The organism is Providencia sp. Me31A (assembly GCF_050487165.1).
Taxonomy (GTDB): domain Bacteria; phylum Pseudomonadota; class Gammaproteobacteria; order Enterobacterales; family Enterobacteriaceae; genus Providencia.
Window position 1 is genome coordinate 165,980 of the sequence record NZ_JBKQGZ010000009.1, and the last position, 19,850, is coordinate 185,829.

General features: G+C 43.3%; 18 protein-coding genes, 1 tRNA gene and 1 pseudogene. 9 read left to right on the forward strand and 11 right to left on the reverse strand.

Annotation, left to right across the window (positions count from 1 at the left end; translation table 11 throughout):
- Positions 1-3: 3 nt before the first annotated feature.
- Positions 4-1,017, reverse strand: a complete 1,014-nt coding sequence (locus ACLPIE_RS09420; RefSeq protein ID WP_430261394.1) for a 2-aminoethylphosphonate ABC transporter substrate-binding protein — start codon at positions 1,015-1,017, stop codon at positions 4-6.
- Between the two features lie 132 nt (positions 1,018-1,149).
- The gene (phnR, locus tag ACLPIE_RS09425; RefSeq protein ID WP_430261396.1) at positions 1,150-1,869 is read right to left on the reverse strand and encodes a phosphonate utilization transcriptional regulator PhnR; all 720 of its coding nucleotides are present in this window, start codon (positions 1,867-1,869) and stop codon (positions 1,150-1,152) included.
- 138 nt (positions 1,870-2,007) lie between these two features.
- On the opposite strand from phnR, the gene phnW reads away from it, so the two are divergent.
- Both phnW and phnX read left to right on the forward strand, forming a co-directional pair.
- Positions 2,008-3,111, forward strand: coding sequence for a 2-aminoethylphosphonate--pyruvate transaminase (gene phnW / locus ACLPIE_RS09430; RefSeq protein ID WP_430261398.1), 1,104 nt, complete (start codon positions 2,008-2,010; stop codon positions 3,109-3,111).
- A 9-nt stretch (positions 3,112-3,120) separates the two neighbouring features.
- On the forward strand, positions 3,121-3,930 hold the full coding sequence (gene phnX / locus ACLPIE_RS09435) for a phosphonoacetaldehyde hydrolase (protein WP_430261400.1): 810 nt from the start codon (positions 3,121-3,123) through the stop codon (positions 3,928-3,930).
- A gap of 56 nt (positions 3,931-3,986) precedes the next feature.
- On the opposite strand, the gene argF is transcribed toward phnX, so the two are convergent.
- Positions 3,987-5,012, reverse strand: coding sequence for an ornithine carbamoyltransferase (argF, locus tag ACLPIE_RS09440; RefSeq protein ID WP_430261402.1), 1,026 nt, complete (start codon positions 5,010-5,012; stop codon positions 3,987-3,989).
- Between the two features lie 163 nt (positions 5,013-5,175).
- Between argF and rraB the strand changes: the two genes are divergently transcribed.
- Positions 5,176-5,589, forward strand: coding sequence for a ribonuclease E inhibitor RraB (rraB, locus tag ACLPIE_RS09445; protein WP_430261404.1), 414 nt, complete (start codon positions 5,176-5,178; stop codon positions 5,587-5,589).
- A 65-nt stretch (positions 5,590-5,654) separates the two neighbouring features.
- On the opposite strand, the gene ACLPIE_RS09450 is transcribed toward rraB, so the two are convergent.
- The 5 genes from ACLPIE_RS09450 to pepA all read right to left on the reverse strand — a co-directional run bounded on the left by ACLPIE_RS09450 (position 5,655) and on the right by pepA (position 11,920).
- Complete coding sequence (locus ACLPIE_RS09450) at positions 5,655-6,002, reverse strand: hypothetical protein (protein ID WP_430261405.1); 348 nt, start codon at positions 6,000-6,002, stop codon at positions 5,655-5,657.
- A 157-nt stretch (positions 6,003-6,159) separates the two neighbouring features.
- Entirely contained in the window at positions 6,160-6,663 is a 504-nt protein-coding gene (locus tag ACLPIE_RS09455) for a GNAT family N-acetyltransferase (protein ID WP_430261407.1), read from the reverse strand.
- Between the two features lie 162 nt (positions 6,664-6,825).
- Positions 6,826-9,696 (reverse strand): valine--tRNA ligase, encoded by a 2,871-nt coding sequence (locus ACLPIE_RS09460; RefSeq protein ID WP_430261422.1) that lies wholly within the window; start codon positions 9,694-9,696, stop codon positions 6,826-6,828.
- 36 nt (positions 9,697-9,732) lie between these two features.
- Positions 9,733-10,182: a DNA polymerase III subunit chi gene (locus tag ACLPIE_RS09465; protein ID WP_430261409.1), complete on the reverse strand. Its 450-nt coding sequence runs from the start codon at positions 10,180-10,182 to the stop codon at positions 9,733-9,735.
- A 226-nt stretch (positions 10,183-10,408) separates the two neighbouring features.
- The gene (gene pepA / locus ACLPIE_RS09470) at positions 10,409-11,920 is read right to left on the reverse strand and encodes a leucyl aminopeptidase (protein WP_430261411.1); all 1,512 of its coding nucleotides are present in this window, start codon (positions 11,918-11,920) and stop codon (positions 10,409-10,411) included.
- 340 nt (positions 11,921-12,260) lie between these two features.
- Here pepA and lptF point away from each other — a divergent pair, with 340 nt between their 5' ends.
- Complete coding sequence (gene lptF, locus ACLPIE_RS09475) at positions 12,261-13,358, forward strand: LPS export ABC transporter permease LptF (protein ID WP_430261413.1); 1,098 nt, start codon at positions 12,261-12,263, stop codon at positions 13,356-13,358.
- Complete coding sequence (gene lptG / locus ACLPIE_RS09480) at positions 13,358-14,434, forward strand: LPS export ABC transporter permease LptG (protein ID WP_430261414.1); 1,077 nt, start codon at positions 13,358-13,360, stop codon at positions 14,432-14,434. Before lptF ends, lptG begins: the two co-directional genes overlap by 1 nt.
- Before the next feature lie 67 nt (positions 14,435-14,501).
- On the opposite strand, the gene ACLPIE_RS09485 is transcribed toward lptG, so the two are convergent.
- The 3 genes from ACLPIE_RS09485 to ampH all read right to left on the reverse strand — a co-directional run bounded on the left by ACLPIE_RS09485 (position 14,502) and on the right by ampH (position 17,056).
- Positions 14,502-15,005: a hypothetical protein gene (locus ACLPIE_RS09485; protein WP_430261415.1), complete on the reverse strand. Its 504-nt coding sequence runs from the start codon at positions 15,003-15,005 to the stop codon at positions 14,502-14,504.
- A gap of 180 nt (positions 15,006-15,185) precedes the next feature.
- Positions 15,186-15,629, reverse strand: coding sequence for a hypothetical protein (locus ACLPIE_RS09490; RefSeq protein WP_430261416.1), 444 nt, complete (start codon positions 15,627-15,629; stop codon positions 15,186-15,188).
- 203 nt (positions 15,630-15,832) lie between these two features.
- Positions 15,833-17,056, reverse strand: a complete 1,224-nt coding sequence (gene ampH / locus ACLPIE_RS09495; protein ID WP_430261417.1) for a D-alanyl-D-alanine-carboxypeptidase/endopeptidase AmpH — start codon at positions 17,054-17,056, stop codon at positions 15,833-15,835.
- Positions 17,057-17,469: 413 nt separating this feature from the next.
- Here ampH and ACLPIE_RS09500 point away from each other — a divergent pair.
- From ACLPIE_RS09500 to ACLPIE_RS09515, 4 genes and pseudogenes are all read left to right on the forward strand, one after another.
- Positions 17,470-17,554: transfer RNA gene (locus tag ACLPIE_RS09500), tRNA-Leu, on the forward strand.
- A gap of 316 nt (positions 17,555-17,870) precedes the next feature.
- Positions 17,871-19,136 carry a tyrosine-type recombinase/integrase gene (locus tag ACLPIE_RS09505; protein ID WP_004915968.1) on the forward strand — a complete coding sequence of 422 codons (1,266 nt, stop codon included), beginning with the start codon at positions 17,871-17,873 and terminating at the stop codon, positions 19,134-19,136.
- An 81-nt stretch (positions 19,137-19,217) separates the two neighbouring features.
- A pseudogene (locus ACLPIE_RS09510) lies at positions 19,218-19,466 on the forward strand (tyrosine-type recombinase/integrase); the annotation flags it as partial.
- Between the two features lie 119 nt (positions 19,467-19,585).
- Entirely contained in the window at positions 19,586-19,729 is a 144-nt protein-coding gene (locus ACLPIE_RS09515) for a hypothetical protein (RefSeq protein WP_430261418.1), read from the forward strand.
- Positions 19,730-19,850 lie beyond the last annotated feature (121 nt).

A 19,850-nucleotide genomic window follows, 5' to 3' on the forward strand; every position in this document is an offset into this window, starting at 1 on the left:
CAATTACTCGCCATCAGTCACTTTTTGCCAACGTGAAATATCATTGGATAGGGAGGTTTCAACGTCATCCCAATTGGGCTGCCAAGTTTTAACGCCGTCGAGGGTTTTAACAGCGGTACGATATTGCTTATCTTCAGGGGTGATATCTGAACGCACGGGCATTCCCCATGAAAGCTCACTGACACGGTTTTGTGAGGGTTTATCCAAGAGGAAATTAATCAGTTTTTTGCCATTTTCTGTTTCAGGACCGTTGTTCACTAAACCGACAACATAAGGCAAAACCAGTGCACTACGTTCACCATTTGCATCTTGTGGCCAGAAAATTTGTACATTCGGATTGCGCGCCATTTGCGATAGGTTCATTTGCAAGTCGCCGTTTGCAACATATAACTCGCCTTTGTTGACGAGTGCCGTCAATTTGCCTGTAGATGCGGATGGTCCAACGTTATTCGCCTGTAATTTCCCAAGGTAGTCAAACCCTGCATCTTTGCCATTAAAACTATGGAACACCTGTAGCATGACGGCAGTGCCGTCTCCCGCTTGACCCGGTGTGGAATATTGCAGTTTATTTTTAAAACGAGAGTCGAGCAGGGAAGACCAATTCTCGGGAGGGGACTTCAGCATTTTTGCGTTGTAGATAAAAGTCAGGTAGTTATTTACCAATGGCGTGTAGTAACGATTCGAATTAGCAATACTGGCAGCGGCATCAGGCATGAATTCAGCGAGTAACTGTGTTTTGGCGGCGCGTTGAATAAAAGGGGGAACGGTGATTAACACATCAGCCTGTGGGTTGGTACGCTCTTTAACTAAACGTTCGACAATCGCACCAGAACCACTTTCAACGTACTGAACTTTGATGCCAGTTTGTTGGGTGAAAGCCTCAAATTGATTTTTATACCAGCTGTCATTGCCATCGTGCAGGCCATCAGCGGAGTAAACAGTCACGATATTATCAGCAAAAACAGCGGTTGCACAAAAGGTTGCCATGAGCAAGCAGACTAAGGGAGTACGTTTCATTGTTTTCTCCAGTTAAGGTAAAATGTATTCTGGTATATACCAGATGTTTTTTACGCTAACGGGTTTATATGACAAACAGATGAAACCAAACCAAATAGTTAAAAATATTTTTCTAAGCGGAAACGAAGGCTATCACAAGGTATGGACTTCAATACGCAGACTGTCATGACGCCAATACTCCACATCGTAATCTAAAATTCGCCCATGTTGGTCATAGTTCAGACGTTGCAATAGTAAGGCCGGACGGCCCACGGCGACACCGAGTGCGTGTGCGGCTTGTTCTGGCATCGCGGTCGGGTAGAAAGACAAATGCATACTGGTATATATCAGGCCATAGTGAGTGTCATACACTTCGGTTAGGCTACCATTAAGGTCATGGCGTAGTAACTCAGGAACACGAGCAGGCAAACAATGGTTTTCACAGTAGCAAACGGGTCTTCCATCCGCAAAGCGTAGTCGTGTGAGTAAATAAATTTGCTCAAAAGGCTGGAGCTGCAACGAGGAGATGGCTTCAAGCGGAACGGTAACGACTCGCCCATCAAGTAAGGTGGTTTTGGGCTCTCTGCCTTGCTCAATACACAGTTTGTGGAAGTTGGTATTTTGTGTTGGATCTAGCCAGAGGCGCTCAGGGGTTACAAACCAACCTCGGCGCTCAGAACGGTAAATGACACCACTGGATTCTAACTGCGCCAAACTTTCACGAATAGTGACCCTTGTGGTGTTAAAAATAGTGCAAAGCTCACGTTCAGAGGGGAGCTTATCTCCACATTTTAACGCGCCATTTTGAATGCGTTCCTGTAATTGCGCTTTAATCAGCAGGTATTGCGGGGTTTCATCCGTTGATAATTTCATCGCCATTTCCGGTTATTGTTTCTGTCATATTATACATAGTTATATGAATTTTTTGTTTCACAGGCACTTTTCCTTTGACCTTTTAATCCACCTACGACCATTATAATGGCAATCTGGTATAGACCAAAGGTGAATTAAATGACCCAAAAGAATTATTTGTTGTTAACACCGGGCCCATTAACGACCTCTAGAACGGTAAAAGAGGCGATGCTGTTCGATAGTTGTACATGGGATGATGATTATAACTTGGATGTGGTGCAAAAGATCCGTCAACAGTTAGTTTCACTTGCCACACCACAAGCGGGCTATACCTCGGTATTGCTACAAGGGAGTGGTAGTTATGCCGTTGAGGCAGTATTAGGGAGTGCGGTAGGGCCAACAGACAAGGTGCTAATCATCAGTAATGGCGCTTATGGTGCCCGAATGGTTGAAATGGCGCAGATATTAGGACTTAACTATAGTGTGTATGATTGTGGTGAAATGGATTTACCTGATGTGGAATGGATTGAACAGTTATTACGGCAGGATAACCAAATTACACACATTGCAATGGTCCATTGTGAAACCACCACGGGTATGTTAAACCCAATAGAGCAAGTCGCTGTATTAGCGAAGCATTACCAAAAATGTTATATCGTCGATGCAATGAGCAGCTTTGGTGGAGTTCCGTTAGATATTGCCCAGCTGAATATTGATTTTCTGATCAGCTCGGCAAACAAATGTATTCAGGGGGTTCCGGGGTTTGCTTTTGTGATAGCGCATACACAGTCATTGGAAAATTGCCAAGGACGTTCCCGTTCGTTATCCCTCGATTTATATGCGCAATGGCGTTGCATGGAAGACTTCCACGGTAAATGGCGCTTTACCTCCCCGACACATACCGTGTTAGCCTTTGCTCAGGCACTTAAAGAGCTTGAGGCGGAAGGTGGGGTTGCTGCGCGTTATCAACGTTATCGCCAAAATCAGCGTAAGCTGGTGGCAGGAATGAGAGCACTCGGTTTTACCACTTTATTGGATGATGCGCGACATTCGCCGATTATCACTGCATTTTACTCACCAATTTCTCCAGATTATCAATTTAAACCGTTTTATCAGCGCTTAAAGGCTCAAGGTTTTGTGATCTATCCGGGGAAAGTGTCACAAAGTGACTGTTTTCGTATCGGAAATATTGGTGAGGTGTTTGCAGCAGATATTGATGCATTATTGGCAGCAATAGAAAAAGCCATTTACTGGAAACAATAAGGAAGAGAGATGAAGCGCATTGAGGCTGTTATTTTGGATTGGGCGGGTACGACGGTAGATTTTGGGTCTTTTGCGCCCACTCAGATTTTTATTGAAGCGTTTAAGAGTGTGTTTGATATTGAGATAACATTAGCACAAGCTCGAATTCCGATGGGGCTGGGTAAGTGGCAACATATTGAAGCGCTGGGCAAATTACCTGAAGTTGACGCTGTATGGAACGCGAAGTTTGGCCGTTCAATGACCCGTGAAGATATTGATAAAATCTATGCCGCATTTATGCCACTACAGATTGCCAAAGTTGTCGATTTTGCCGCGCCTATTGCCGGTGTTACCGACACAATCGCAGCATTACGTCAGCAAAATATTAAAATTGGCTCTTGTTCCGGATACCCACGCGTTGTCATGGAGAAGTTAGTGCCAGCGGCTCAGGCTCTTGGCTATCAGCCGGACTACTGGGTTGCAAGTGATGACCTCCTTGCAGGCGGCCGACCAGGGCCTTGGATGGCATTACAAAATGTTATTGCGTTAGGCATCGGCTCAGTATCAGCCTGTGTGAAAGTCGATGATGCAGTACCGGGGGTTGAAGAAGGGCGCAATGCAGGAATGTGGAGTGTCGGCTTGTCTATCTCAGGCAATGAGTTTGGTAAAACATGGGAAACGTACCAAAGTATGTCAGATGAAGAGATTGGTTCACTGAAACAGCAGGCGAGCGAGAAGCTTTTTGCGGCAGGGGCACATTATGTTATTGATACGCTTGCTGACTTGCCATCGGTTATTGATTGTATCAATGAGCGTTTGGTGAAAGGAGAACGCCCTTAATCATGCAACTGTGCTGCCATCGGCACAATAGATGTGCCGATGATAGCTATTTAAAACTAGAAGACATTAACAGGCAATTGGGGAACTAATGTCGCCACCATCACCGCTTTGATAGTATGTAACCGGTTTTCTGCTTGGTCAAACACAATGCTATAAGGGGACTCAAACACTTCTTCGGTGACCTCAAGCCCACCAAACATATTGAATTCTTTGGCTAATTGAGCACCCAATGTGGTGTCTTCATTGTGGAAAGCCGGTAAGCAATGCAGGAACTTCACATTCGGGTTGCCAGTAAGTTTAATCACGTTCATATTCACTTGATACGGCTTTAACAAGTTAATGCGCTGCGCCCAAACCTCTTTGGCTTCCCCCATCGAGACCCAAACGTCGGTATAGATAAAATCAGCCCCTTTAACCCCTTCGGCGACATCTTCAGTGAGCGTGATTTTAGCCCCTGTTTTTTGTGCGATTTCTTGGCAGGTATTGATCAGTGCTTCTTCTGGCCAGCAGCTTTTGGGCGCGACTAAGCGTAAGTCTAAACCAGTGAGCGCTGCGGCTTCGAGCATCGAATTTCCCATGTTGTTACGTGCATCGCCTAAATAGGCAAATTTAATGTCTGAGAATGGCGTATTTGGTCGGTGTTCTTGAATGGTCAGCAGGTCGGCTAATAACTGTGTGGGATGGAATTCGTTGGTTAGTCCATTCCATACAGGCACTCCCGAGTGCGCGGCTAAGACTTCCACGGTGGATTGGGCAAAACCCCGATATTGGATACCGTCATACATCCTACCCAGTACTCTTGCCGTGTCTTTCATGGTTTCTTTATGGCCAATTTGGCTACCAGAAGGTCCAAGGTAAGTGACTCTCGCGCCTTGGTCAAAAGCACCCACCTCAAATGCACAACGTGTCCGAGTCGAATCTTTTTCAAAAATGAGTGCAAAATTTTTGCCAGCAAGGAGGGGATGCTCAGTACCTGCTTTTTTTTCTGATTTTAACCAAGCTGAGAGTTTTAACAATGAATGAATTTCGCTAGGAGTAAAATCAAGTAGCCTAATAAAATGCTTGCTATATAAGGGATTCATAAATCACGGTCTCTTTTGATTGAATTAATATTCAATTTATATTCATAAAAATTCAAAATCAACCCCCGAGAGAAAAGAAATTATCGTGAAATGTATGGTTTCACTTTCAACCCTATGGGAGAATGACGAAAAGGCTAGAGATAAAGAAAAAAGGGGTGTGGATATGGTAGATAAAGCTGAACTCGATGCGCAGTACGAAGAAACTCGCTTAATTATTGAAGAATTATTGGAAGATGGCAGTGATCCGGATGCACTGTATGCAATTGAGCATCATTTCTCTGCAGACAATTTTGCGTTATTAGAAAAAGCCGCAGTTGAAGCATTCAAACTAGGTTATGAAGTGACGGATGCAGAAGAATTAGAAATCGAAACAGGTGAAACCCTGATGTGCTGCGATGTTGTTAGTGAAAGTGCTTTAAATGCAGAACTGATTGATGCACAAGTTGAACAGCTAATGAAGTTGGCAGAGAAAATGGGCATCAACTATGACGGTTGGGGGACTTATTTTGAAGACCCAGATGCAGAGTATGACGATGAAGAGGGGGACGATATCGACCCTGAAGATCGCGTCCATTAATTAGTTGTATAATTGTATAGTAAGAAAGGATAGATAAAGGCTATCCTTTCTTATGGTTATTTTGGCTATTTTTGCATAAATTCAGGTAATGGAGGGGAAAGCTTTAAATTAAAACCAGATAAATCAGGTTTAGTGCGATTTAATAGAGCACTAGCTAAGTGTTTTAGTACTTCTACTCTACATTCATCAGGACAACCTTTTTTTGCCCAATCTGTCCACTTTGATAAAAATTCGGTTTTTTCTCCCTTTCTCGCTGCCAATTCCTCGGTTTGCTTTTTGTTATGCAAGGGATAACGATTCCGGTTGTTAGTTATTATAGATATCTCTCTTGGCTGTATACTAATAGAAAAATGTATCTTATTAGCCGATATATTGACGATATTACTATTTGGATAATGTATTGGACTGGTCATATATACTCCTGATAAAAAATAGAAGTATAGAAAATGGATTAGGAAAATCTTGTGTGAATCGATGATAGAGGTTGAGTATTAATATAGATAAGAATTTTTTGATGCTCAGCGATTATTTCGTCGTGCGGCAAAATATTCACCGCACTGGTATGATGAATTACAACGCTTTTAACATGCGGATCTCACAGTCGCTATGGCCCGTATTCCCTAATGGCTCATCAATAAACTCAAAGCCTAATTTTTCATATAATTTAATTGCCGCTTGTAAGTCTTTGGTGGTTTCTAAATAACAGCGGGTATAGCCCTGAGCTTTAGCAAACTCTAGAGACATGAGTACGATTTGCTTGGCTAAGCCTTTGCCACGTAACACAGAAGACAAATACATCTTTTGTAATTCTGCAGTTTCGTTATCGCCGCCAGCAAGCTGTGAAACACCGCCACCGCCAACCACCTTACCATCCATTTCGACGACCCAATAGGCGCTACGAGGCTTGCTATATACCTCGTACAAGGTATCTAAGATAGGATCAGCAACGGCAAAGCCTTTGTCTGCCGTTAGACCATGCTCTGCGGAAACTTCACGAATAACGGCGGCGATCCCTGAGTTATCTTTAGGTTGAATTAAACGAACTTGAACAGTTTGGTTTGTGTCTGTTGTCATAGGAACATCTCTTTTATTTGTATTAGTTATATTTTCTATTGCGGCATTGATAGTCACAATATGTATCATATTGAGCACATTTCAATGTTTTTCAATACGCTAATACAAAAAAGCCCTAACTCATCAGTGACGAGTCAGGGCGAGAGACTTAAAGCTTAGCAATTACAAAGACGCAATCGTCACTTTCTGTGCTTCAATCTTGGCTTTTGCTTCAATATTGGACGTTAAGCGTTCACGCTCTTTTTCCACAACCGCAGCAGGTGCACGACTTACGAAACCTTCATTTGCCAGTTTGCTTTCAATGGTTTCAATTTCTTTCAGCACTTTTTCCAGCTCTTTATCTAAACGAGCTAGTTCCGCGTCTTTATCAACCAGACCCGCCATTGGGATCAGTAACTCAGCACCGCCAACCAGTTTGGTGACAGAAACAGGCGCTTCTTCGCCTTCAGCCAATATGCGGATGCTTTCTAAACGCGCCATCGATTTGATAAAGTTTTGGTTTTCTTCTACACGGCGTTTAGCATCAGCAGAAGCGCCACGCAGCATAACATCGAGTGGTTTGCCTGGAGAAATGTTCATTTCCGCACGAATATTACGTACGGCAATAATTGCTTCTTTGATCCACTCAAGGTCACTCAGTGCGAGCTCATCCACTTTCGCTGTATCGAACTCAGGGAACGCTTGCAACATAATGGTATCGGCATCAATGCCTTTAACCACTTTAACACGTTGCCAAATGGTCTCAGTGATAAATGGAATGATTGGGTGAGCAAGGCGCAGTAAGCCTTCTAATACCTCAATTAGGGTGAAACGAGCCGCACGGACTTGTGCTTCGTTACCTTTATGTACCGCAGGCTTAGACAGTTCTAAGTACCAGTCACAGAATTCGTTCCATGTGAAATCATACAAAATCCCCGCCGCGATATCGTAACGGTGAGTATCTAATGCTTCACGGTAAGCTTTCACTGTTTGATTAAATTGCGCCATGATCCAGCGGTCAGCGAGTGAGAAGCTCATTTCGCCACCGTTTTGGCCACAGTCTTGGTCTTCGGTATTCATCAGAACGAAACGACTAGCATTCCATAATTTATTACAGAAGTTACGGTAACCAGACAGGCGTTTCATATCCCAGTTGATGTCACGGCCTGTTGACGCTAATGCGGCTAAAGTAAAGCGCAGTGCGTCAGTACCGTGGGCTTCAATCCCTTCTGGGTATTCTTTACGGGTACGTTTAGCAATTTTCTCAGCCAATTGTGGTTGCATCATGTTGCCGGTACGTTTTTCCAGTAAGTCTTCTAGTGAAATACCGTCAATCATATCCAATGGGTCGATAACATTCCCCTTGGATTTAGACATTTTTTGACCTTCTTCATCACGGATCAGACCCGTCATGTAAACGGTTTTAAACGGTACTTGTGGTTCGCCATTTTCATCTTTGATGAAATGCATGGTCATCATGATCATACGGGCAATCCAGAAGAAAATAATATCGAAGCCACTGACTAATACATCGGTTGGATGGAAGGTTTTCAGTGCATCGGTATTTTCTGGCCAGCCGAGAGTCGAGAATGTCCACAAGCCGGAAGAAAACCACGTATCCAGTACGTCATCGTCTTGGCGCAGAGTGATATCTGCCCCTAAGTTATTCTCACGGCGAACTTCGTCTTCATCACGACCTACGTAGACGTTCCCTTTTTCATCATACCACGCAGGGATACGGTGACCCCACCAAAGTTGGCGAGAAATACACCAGTCTTGAATATCACGCATCCATGAGAAATACATGTTTTCATATTGGCGTGGAACGAACTGAATGCGGCCGTCTTCCACCGCTTTGATGGCATCGCGTGCCAGCGGTTCAGTACGGACATACCATTGGTCAGTTAGCATTGGCTCGATAACTACACCACCACGGTCACCATAAGGCACGGTGAGGTCATGAGGTTTCACTTCAACTAACAGGCCTAACTGCTCAAATTCTGCCACGATAGCTTTACGTGCAGCAAAACGCTCCATACCACGGTAAGCTTCAGGGATTTCACTGCTATAGGCGGTTGATGGGTTGCCGTTAGTATCAAAAACTTCTGCTTCATTACGGACGTTACCGTCTAAATCCATCATGTTGATCATGGTTAACTGATGGCGTTTACCGACTTCATAGTCATTAAAGTCATGAGCAGGGGTGATTTTCACACAACCCGTGCCTTTTTCCATATCAGCGTGTTCATCGCCCACAATTGGAATACGACGGTTAATGATGGGCAGAATGATTTCTTTGCCAATTAAATCTTTATAGCGTGGGTCTTCAGGATTAACCGCAACGCCAGTGTCCCCTAACATGGTTTCAGGGCGAGTGGTTGCGACCACTAAATAGTCTTTGCCTTCAGCGGTTTTTGCACCGTCAGCCAGTGGGTAACGTAGATGCCACATAGACCCTTTAACTTCACGGTTTTCAACTTCTAAGTCAGAAATTGCCGTGTGCAGTTTCGGGTCCCAGTTAACGAGGCGTTTGCCACGATAAATTAAGTTTTCTTTGTAAAGGCGAACGAAAGCTTCTTTAACCGCTTTAGATAAGCCTTCATCCATCGTGAAGCGTTCACGTTCCCAATCAACAGAGTCGCCTAAACGACGCATTTGCTGTGAAATAGTGCCGCCTGATTCCGCTTTCCATTCCCAGATTTTGTCAATAAACGCATCGCGGCCATAGTCGTGACGGTTTTTGCCTTCTTCTGCCGCAATTTTGCGCTCAACTACCATCTGAGTTGCGATACCCGCATGGTCAGTTCCCGTTTGCCATAAGGTGTTTTTACCTTGCATACGTTGGTAACGGATCATGGTGTCCATGATGGTTTGTTGGAAGGCATGCCCCATGTGAAGGCTACCAGTGACATTTGGCGGTGGAATGACGACACAGAAGCTGTCTTGGGTGGTATCCCCATTAGGTTTAAAATAACCGCTTTTCTCCCAGTGAGCATACAGTGATTGCTCAATTTCTGCGGGGTTATACGTTTTATCGAGCGAAGGCTCATTCATTGGGCTATCTGGTTTCTTTTCCATCGTCTTTTGTATTCAGTAAGTTGGCGGCGTCGCCATAGTCAAATTGAAGCCGACGCTGCGGTATATTTTGTACCGTTCACGCGCCAACTGTTTTAAAGTTTCATCAATAGGTACGAAGTCTATCACTTCATGGAAAGCCGTGGCAAAATCTGCGAACTGATTTTGTAAATTAATTAAGATATCGCGAGGTGTCGAGCCTCTTTTGTCTGGCCAGCAAATTTCAATCGGCGCACCATAACGCGGACCTTCCCCAGCCAAATTATGGGGAACAAACTGGTGTGGATCTCGCTGCCAAAGCATTTCATCTATTTTTTCAGCTTGTTGCTGCGTATCACAGGCAATCAAAACGCGCTTTCCATTACGCCACAACTGAGCCGCAAGCTCACCAGCAAGCCATTCATGGGCCTCATATTCTGCTTGGGGTGAGGGGTGCTCTAGTTGGTAAAACGTACCGTTTTTCATTTATAAACCCGTTGTTGTGCGCCCTACTGGCAATATCGTTAGATAATAGCGCAGGGAATTTTAAACTCAGCGAGTGGAATTATACTCGTTTTTACCACTGCCTCAAAATAGCGTGACGAATGATACCTAACTCTCAGTTGCTTAAAAACAATATCCCGAATTGCAGTATTTGCCCTTCGGGATATGATTTAAAACAAGCTACTTAATGGCAGTGATTTAGTGGAGATTACTCATCACCATTTAAGCCAGCACGGTTCAATAGGAACTGCGCAAGCATAGAAACAGGGCGTCCTGTTGCACCTTTTGCTGCACCTGAGCGCCAAGCGGTTCCTGCAATATCAAGGTGTGCCCAGTTATATTTCGTCGCAAAGCGAGAAAGGAAGCAACCTGCGGTAATTGCACCCGCTGGGCGGCCACCCGTGTTCGCTAAATCCGCAAAGTTAGGCGTGATTTGGTCAAAATACTCATCAGCCAGTGGTAAACGCCATGCACGGTCACCTGCTTGCTCAGATGCATTTAATAACTCATGCGCCAATGGGTTATGGTTTGACATTAAACCTGTGTAATGGCTACCTAATGCAATCACACAAGCCCCCGTTAAGGTGGCAATATCAATAACCAGCTCAGGTTCAAAACGCTCCACATAAGTTAGCGCGTCACACAGGACTAAACGACCTTCAGCATCCGTATTGAGCACCTCAACCGTTTGCCCTGACATGGTGGTGATAATATCTCCAGGACGATAAGCGCGGCCACCCGGCATGTTTTCACAGCCTGCTAATACCCCAACTACGTTAATCGGTAGTTGCAACTCAGTGATAAAGCGCATCACGCCATACACACTTGCTGCACCACACATATCGTATTTCATTTCATCCATACCTTCGGCAGGTTTGATTGAAATACCACCTGAGTCAAAGGTTAGCCCTTTACCGACTAACACAATAGGATTGCTGTCTGGGTCTGGGCTGCCTTTATATTCCATGATGGACATCAGCGATTCATTTTGTGAACCTTGACCCACCGCGAGATAGGCATTCATGCCCAGCTCTTTCATTTGTTCTTCGCCGATAACACGCGTAGTCAGTTTGTTGTCTGAAATATCAGCTAATTGGCGCGCTTGTGATGCTAAGTAACCCGCATTACAAATGTTTGGCGGCATATTACTTAAGTCTTTTGCCGCTTTTACGCCAGATGCAATAGCTAAACCGTGGGAAATGGCGCGTTCACCGCTGGTTAATTCACGGCGTGTTGGTACATTGAAGACCAGTTTACGCAGTGGACGGCGATGTTCAGTTTTATTACTTTTCAGTTGGTCAAATACATACAGTGATTCTTTCGCTGTTTCAACAGCTTGACGAACTTTCCAGTAGTTATTACGGCCTTTTACGTGTAATTCGGTTAAGAAACACACGGCTTCCATTGAACCGGTTTCATTCAGAGTACTAATTGTTTTCTGAATAATTTGTTTAAATTGGCGCTCATCCAGTTCGCGTTCCTTACCGCAACCGATAAGGAGAATGCGTTCAGACAGAACGTTAGGGACATGATGGAGTAACAGGGATTGCCCTACTTTACCCTCAAGTTCACCGCGGCGCAGCAGGGCGCTGATATATCCGTCACTAATTTTGTCCAGCTGTTCAGCTATCGGGGACAGACGGCGTGGTTCAAAGACTCCGACAACGATGCATGCGCTACGTTGTTTTTCCGGGCTACCACTTTTTACACTAAACTCCATGCGTTCTCCTGAATCTTAAAGACAAAGGCCGATGCTCCCGCTAGAATTAGCGTTTCGCATGATCTACCTCATAGAGAATTAACTCTTTATGTTAAACTTACCATCTATACGCGAAATAACTCACGTTGTATGCTGTAAACTGCGATACAACCATGAAGTATGGCGAATATATCTGGTTTCACGAATATTAAGCATGTTCTGATATTTCAATCAGTATAGAGAATGCTTTTATATCATTCTAGCCATACAATAAACCAGAGTATATGTTAGTAAATGGCAGACATTGAACGAACTTAGCCATTTTCTACCCAAAAGACAAGTTTTCACAGGCGTAATTAGCGTGATCATTATTAGATATTTGGTACGGGAAACCCTGAAAAGCCAGTTAGCCATACTTTTTGTATTGATGCTAATCTTTTTTAGTCAGAAGTCGATAGACATTCTGGGGGCAGCTGTTCAGGGTAATATTCCCTCAAACTTAGTACTTCCTTTACTGGGATTAGGCGTGCCTGAAATGGCGCAGTTAATCTTACCTTTGAGCCTATTTCTTGGGCTATTGATGACTTACAGTAAACTTTATACTGAAAGTGAAATAACAGTAATGCACGCCTGCGGTTTAGGTAAAAGCGTACTTGTCAAAGCAGCGTTAGTCCTTGCTGTTATTACAGCAATGGTCGCTGTTGCCAACATCACTTGGATGTTGCCGTGGTCATCACAATATCAAGAACAAGTTTTAGCGGATGCCAAAGCGAACCCTGCTCTTGCTGCGATGGTAGAAGGTCAGTTTAAGACCACCAAAGATGGCAACTATGTGTTGTATATTGGTGATGTCAAAGGTAATAATTTTAAAAATGTTTTTCTCGCTCAGCTACGTGCAGCTAATGAACAGCGTCCTTCCGTGGTGGTCGCTAAAAGCGGTTACATGAAAGAAGACCCAGATGGTCGCCAAGTCGTTGTATTAAATGAAGGGACGCGTTATGAGGGAACTGCACTGTTACGCGATTTCCGTATTACTGATTTTGTAAACTACCAAGCGATTGTTGACCATCAAACTGGTGAAGCTCGCAGTGACCGTGTTGAACAAAAAAATATGTTGCAATTGTGGGATGAAAACACCCCAGAAGTTAATGCAGAATTTCATTGGCGTTTAACAATTGTTTTCTCTGTGATGGTTATGGCGTTAATGGTTGTGCCACTCAGTGAAGTGAACCCACGTCAAGGGCGCGTACTCAGTATGTTGCCTGCGATGTTGTTGTATCTTATCTTCTTTTTGCTGCAAAGTACCCTGCGTAACAGTGCGGATAAAGGCGATATCGACCCAAGATATGCTATGTGGTCAGTCAACTTGGGGTATTTTGTATTGGCGGTGGTTCTCAATGCATGGAATACTGTTCCTATGCGCCGCCTGCGTCTTAAATTGAGTAAAGGGGCTGCCTGATGTTTGGTGTTTTAGATAGGTATATCGGTCGAACCATCCTCAATTCCATTTTGATGACGCTATTTCTACTGGTTTCACTTGCAGGTATCATTAAATTTGTTGAACAACTGCGTAAAGTCGGGGATGGGGATTATACTGCGCTAAGTGCGGGGGTCTTCACGTTATTAACCGTACCAAAAGATATTGATATTTTTTTCCCAATGGCTGCACTACTCGGGGCATTAATGGGGCTAGGAGCGTTGGCTTCTCGTAGTGAGCTGGTGGTGATGCAAGCTTCAGGCTTTACTCGCTTACAAATTGCACTTTCCGTCATGAAAACGGCTATCCCACTGGTGATAGTCGCTATGTTTATTGGTGAATGGATGGCCCCTGCGGGGGAACAATGGGCAAGAAACTACCGCGCAGAAAAAATTGTGGGCAATTCATTAGTCGTGACGGATGAAGGGATGTGGGCGAAAGATGGCCGTGATTTCATTCATATTCAGCGTATTAATAATGCCACTTCAATTCAGGATGTGTCAGTTTACCATTTTGATGAACAACAGAAGCTTAAGTCAGTGATGTTCGCCTCAAGGGGGGAATACGACACGACCAACCAACTTTGGGTATTGTCTCAAGTTGATGAGTCGATTCTCAGTAGTGAGAAAAAAATCACGGGTTCACAGCGGTTGACAGTAGATTGGAAGACCAATTTAACGCCAGAGAAGCTCGGTATTGTATCTTTGAATGCCGACTCACTATCTATTCGTGGTTTGTATCAATATGTCTCATACTTAAAAGAGAGTGGCCAAGTTGCTGCGGTTTATGAGCTAAGTATGTGGAAAAAAATCCTTGCGCCACTTTCTGCTGCGGTCATGATGTTAATGGCGGTTTCATTTATTTTCGGGCCTTTGCGTACCGTTCCTATGGGGGTTCGCGTTATTTCAGGGATTGTTGGTGGGTTCTTATTTTATGTTCTTAACCAAGGGTTCGGTAACTGGAGCTTGGTATATTCAGTGCCACCGATTATAGCTGCGGCGTTGCCAAGCCTTTTATTCCTAATTGTAAGTATTGTATTGTTAGTTAAACGAAAATAATCACTTAATAGGCCGTTAGTAGGCTGTAGTAGGCTGTGAGTCTTCGGATTTCACAGCCTTTTTCTTTTTAACGTCGTTTATGTAGCAAAGCATTACCTAAGTTACTGATAATTTGGAATAGTTTATTTTGAGGCCGAAAAATGAGAGATTGCCGCTTGTTTCCCTCTTGCGCATAGATATATTCCCCTTTAACGCCGATAACATTGCAGCCGCTTCTATTGGCTAATTGTTGAGCGTAAGAAAATAGTCCACCATTGGCTGTGTATGATTGGCGAAGAGGGTAGGCATGCTTCCATTCTTTTTGTGTGAATTCGTTGTGTATTTTTTGGCGAGTGTCATTTACTAACTGCTTATACTCGGCAGTTTTTTCTAACTCTTTTAGGTTGGTGCCGTCCTTGAAATGACTAAGCTGACTGAGATCGATTTCTATTTGAGCAGGTTTCTGAGGGCTAGGGTAAGCCCTATTGTGATTATAGATTTTTCTGAGCTGCCGAACTAATTCAGATGCAGCACCTTGCTTCATTGTGCTGGGGCGCAGTATATGGAATGAGGAAAATGAAGCTATTTTCATCTGATTTCTCATTTTTTAAGGAAAAGAGAACATAAGTATAGTTTTTCTATGGGTTAACATATTGCACAAAGCGATATTAATGGCAAGTTATAGCCAGATTTTTCAGGCTATAAAGTTTGTCTAATAACGATATGGATTTACACACTATTTTAGAACCATTACGTAGCAGGTCATTTTTTGTTAGCCAAAAAATGTATAACCTAGGGCACTGATAAAGGCGAGAAGTGGGGGGTGTGGTCGAAATAACTTCCTTTTGGTGACGGTTAAGTCGGGATGGTTATCTATAGCCAAAATATTCTCACCACTTTTATTAGCCAATTGCTGAGCTAAAGAAAAAATTCCTCGTTTCATGCCATTATGCATTTTCAGTTTGAAGGCAGCAGAGCATTCTTCTCGATAAATGCGTCGTTCTTCTTGTCGGCACGCTTTAATTGCCAACATTTCAAAGTCATCAGAATAGTTTTTAGGGATTGTGATGATTATCGACTTTGCTTTGAATTCTTTGGGGTTATTAATACTGTGATTTTTAATCTCACTTAGCATGTTATTAAATTCGATTAGGCTGACTTTACGCTGTGATTCAGCGTAATCATTCAGGATTGTCGGTGTATTTTTAGTTCTCATTTCGGGCTCTTATACGTAAATTAAGTAACTAAAAGATTATCGAGAACTTTAAAAAATTGATTATAGAAATGGTTGGTAAAAATGTTAAAAACAGCCTGAATAAATCAGGCTGTTGTTGCAATAAATGTAATAATGCGGACAAATCCACGCTTTAGGATTGGGGTATAACTCGCCATTGCTTGTAAAGCGTCAGCGGTACGCCTTCAATGTTTTCCATACGCATGGTTAGAAGACAGCGCGGCAATAAGTTCGTTAACACCAATAGTTAATTTACTGAATTTACTACTATCTTTTCGGGTCATGACCACAAAAATGCCAATGTTTTGCTGTGGGATCATGGCCATATAGGTATTGAATCCGCCACCGCCACCAGTTTTTTGGTAAATACCGGGGGTACCATTTTGGGGTTTCATATAAACCCAGCCGAGACCTAAACCATCAGCGTGGCCAGCAACATCCATCCCTTTAATTTCTAAAAGTTTTTCGCGAGGAAAATAGATGCCTTGCTCACGTGCAGCGGTGACTTTCCGCAAATGACTATCGGTGGATAAAAATTGCTGCATCCACTTTTGCATATCCGCAGGGGTTGAATACACACCGCCACTACCTGCAGCGGCAAGGGTATTATGGCAAGGGCTTGGTTTGGTGCCCTCCATTAAACGTGCGCATTGGGCATTGCTTGGCGTATAGGTGGTATCGGTCATTTTAGCCGGAGAAGTCACGTAGTGGCTAAATAATTGTGGGTAAGATTGCCCCGATGCTTTCACCATCGCATCTGCTAATAAGTCATAAGCAAGGTTTGAATAGGATGCTTCTGTTCCAGGCGTTGCATCTAATTTACCTGTTTTCAACCATGTCCAACGATTATCTTGTGTTGGCCAAATGAATACAGGGCGCCCCCATTTTCCACCGGGTTGCTCGCGAGGTAACCCACTCGTATGGCTAGCGAGGTGATATAAACGGATAGGTTGCCCGCTGCCGTTATCGGGAACAGTAACGCCTTGATATGCATACTGTTGTAATGGGTCTGTAATTAACAGTTTTTTATCTTGTTCAAGCTTAATTAGAATTTCGCTTGTCATTAATTTTGAGATTGATGCTATGCGAATTAATGAGTTTGGCCCAGGCTTCTTACCATTACCGGGTGCAGTTTCACCATAATAGCGAGATAAAACTTGGTTATTATCGATAACAATGACCGCCATGCCTCGGGCATTACTTTCATTAAAAATACGATTAGCATATAAATCGACAATCTTAGCGACGCGCTCGTAAGTCCTTCTATCTCCTTCAAAAACACGCCAGTCTGAGGACTCAACATCATTACTTTGCAGAAACTTTGGTGTTTTTTCTGTCTGGCTTGAACAGGCCATTAAAGCTAAAGACAGCGCGGATATTGACAGAATTTTTAGAAATGATTTCTTCATGTTTGAAGCCAGCCGATATGAATGTTTGCAAATGGCTTTTCAGCCAATCTTATTTTTTCTTAGCGAAAATTTTCATTACTACACCAATTAAGATGCCAATAAAGATCCCTGTCGCTATCCACCCAACAAAACCCATGATAAAACCTTAATTATTTGACTAGATTACAGATAAACTAGCAAAAATAATGGTCTATCGCCAGTGACAGAGTCTCGTGACAATAAAAATAATTAGGAAAAAATTAACATATTCATTAATAGATATATAAACAAAAGAAGCTTTCTTAGGCACGAAGGTTAATTTGCGCAATATGCTTTTTTTTTAATCGAACAAACAGGATCTTCACGAATAAGTGTTGCCAGTAGGCATAAGCCAAGTATAATGGCAGCGTTTTCCAAGAAACACATCACTTCGTGCCGGAGTGGCGGAATTGGTAGACGCAGTTGATTCAAAATCAACCGCCTTCGGGTGTGCCGGTTCGAGTCCGGCCTTCGGCACCATAAGAACATCAAGAGACGTCAACTGACGTCTTTTTTTGTATCTAAAATCCAGTATTTGCAAGGCTTCCCCCGCGTTTTCAGTCAATGTATGTCAACTTAACTCAACCCACATCAACCTCCGAGTGAGTATATAACTGAGTATATCTTCGCTTCGATAATGTTTGTATACTCATTATATCTTGAATTACCAATGCTAAAGCAATGCAGGCGCAGCCTTTGGCGTAGATACTTAGTTGTTTATGTAACTCGAAATCATCGACTGTAATCTGAGATATCTCGTTTATATACTCACTCTGGGGTGAAGAGGATAAAGAATATGGCATTAACCGATACAAAAGTTCGTGCAGCTAAACCTGAAGATAAAGCTTATACACTGACAGACAGTGATGGCTTGTTTCTTTATATTCACCCCAATGGTTCTAAATATTGGCGTTTCCGTTTTCGCTTTGGCGGTAAACAACACTTGATGGCTTTTGGTGTATACCCTGAAATTTCTTTAGCGGATGCAAGAGAAAGAAGGGATGCTGCCAGAAAGCAAGTCGCTTTAGGTATCGATCCTCGCGAGCTCAAGAAAGAATTAAAGGAAGAACAGCAAAAGGAATTTAACACCTTTGAGAAGGTAGCTCGTGATTGGCACGCGACCAATAAAAAGTGGTCAGAAGGGCATAGCCATCGAGTCCTTAAAAGCCTTGAGGACAATATCTTTGCTGCTATTGGTAAACGCAATATTGCCGAACTAAACACTCGTGATCTCCTTGAACCGATTAAAGCCGTAGAGATGTCTGGACGTCTTGAGGTTGCAGCACGTTTACAACAACGTGTGACAGCCATAATGCGTTATGCCGTACAAAGCGGTTTAATCGACTATAACCCAGCGCAAGACATGGCGGGTGCAGTTGCGACAGGTAAACGAGTCCACAGAGCCGCTTTAGAGCTTAAACGTCTACCCGAGTTCTTACAACGTATCGATGATTATAAGGGAAGACCTTTAACTAAACTTGCTGTCAAACTTACCTTGTTAGTTTTTATTCGTTCCAGTGAATTGCGCTTTGCTCGCTGGGATGAAATCGATTTTGATAATGCCATGTGGACGATCCCTGCTGAACGCGAAGCGATAGAAGGGGTTAAGCACTCTCATCGTGGATCAAAAATGCGTACTCCTCACTTAGTCCCTTTAAGCCGACAAGCCATTGAGATCTTAAAACAGATCTATCAATTCAGTGGCAACCACGAACTGATCTTTATCGGCGATCACAATCCTAGAAAACCAATGAGTGAAAACACAGTTAACAACGCGTTACGTGTGATGGGCTATGACACTAAGACGGAAGTCTGTGGACATGGTTTCAGAACGATGGCTTGTAGCTCGTTGATTGAGTCAGGGCTATGGTCGAAGGATGCAGTAGAAAGGCAAATGAGCCACCAAGAACGCAATTCAGTAAGAGCTGCTTATATTCATAAGGCTGAGCATATTGAGGAAAGACGACTGATGGTGCAATGGTGGGCTGATTATCTGGATGCGAATAGGGAAAGGGAAATTTCGCCGTTTAGTTTTGCTAAATTAGGCAATGAGATAGTGTGAGGCTTGCAGATACAGTTTTGCATACCTTGCTAGATACTCATCAAAAGCTGGTTAGTCAAGAAAGCGATTTAATTGCTTAGGTATGAAGGAAGGCTAACAGGACACGGTCTCCGCCACGAGATGAGGATTATCGTGAGAAAGGTTTTAACAGCGCTTGGATTGAAACACAGCTGGCGCATAGCAATAAAAATGCGATACGTGGAACCTATAACCATGGCGCAATATTTGGCAGGGAGACGTGAAATGATGCAGTGGTATGCCGACTATATCGATTCATTGCGAAATGGTGGCAATATTGTTCATGGGAATTTTCATCGTCAAAACGCATGATAACTAACCACGATTTATCGTAATACATTTCATTCAATAAAAAAGCTTTATCACTGAAAGCCTCTGTCCTCACGGACAGGGGCTTTTTTGCTTTTTAATCAACCTAAAAGGAAATTATCATGGAAAATTACATTCGTTGCCCGGCCTGCGATTCAACCCGTATTCGTGAACGTCATATCGGGAAAAAGACAGGAGCTGTTGCTGGTGGCGTATCAGGCGCACTAGCTGGAGCGTCTATCGGCTCTGCTGTTCCTGTTATGTAAGCGGTTAATGAACCACACATACTAAACAAACTCGTCATTTGCCATAGTAGCTTTTTCATTGGAGGGACTATGGAACAACAAAGTAAACGAGAATACTGGACTGCAATTCTAGAGCTGCAAC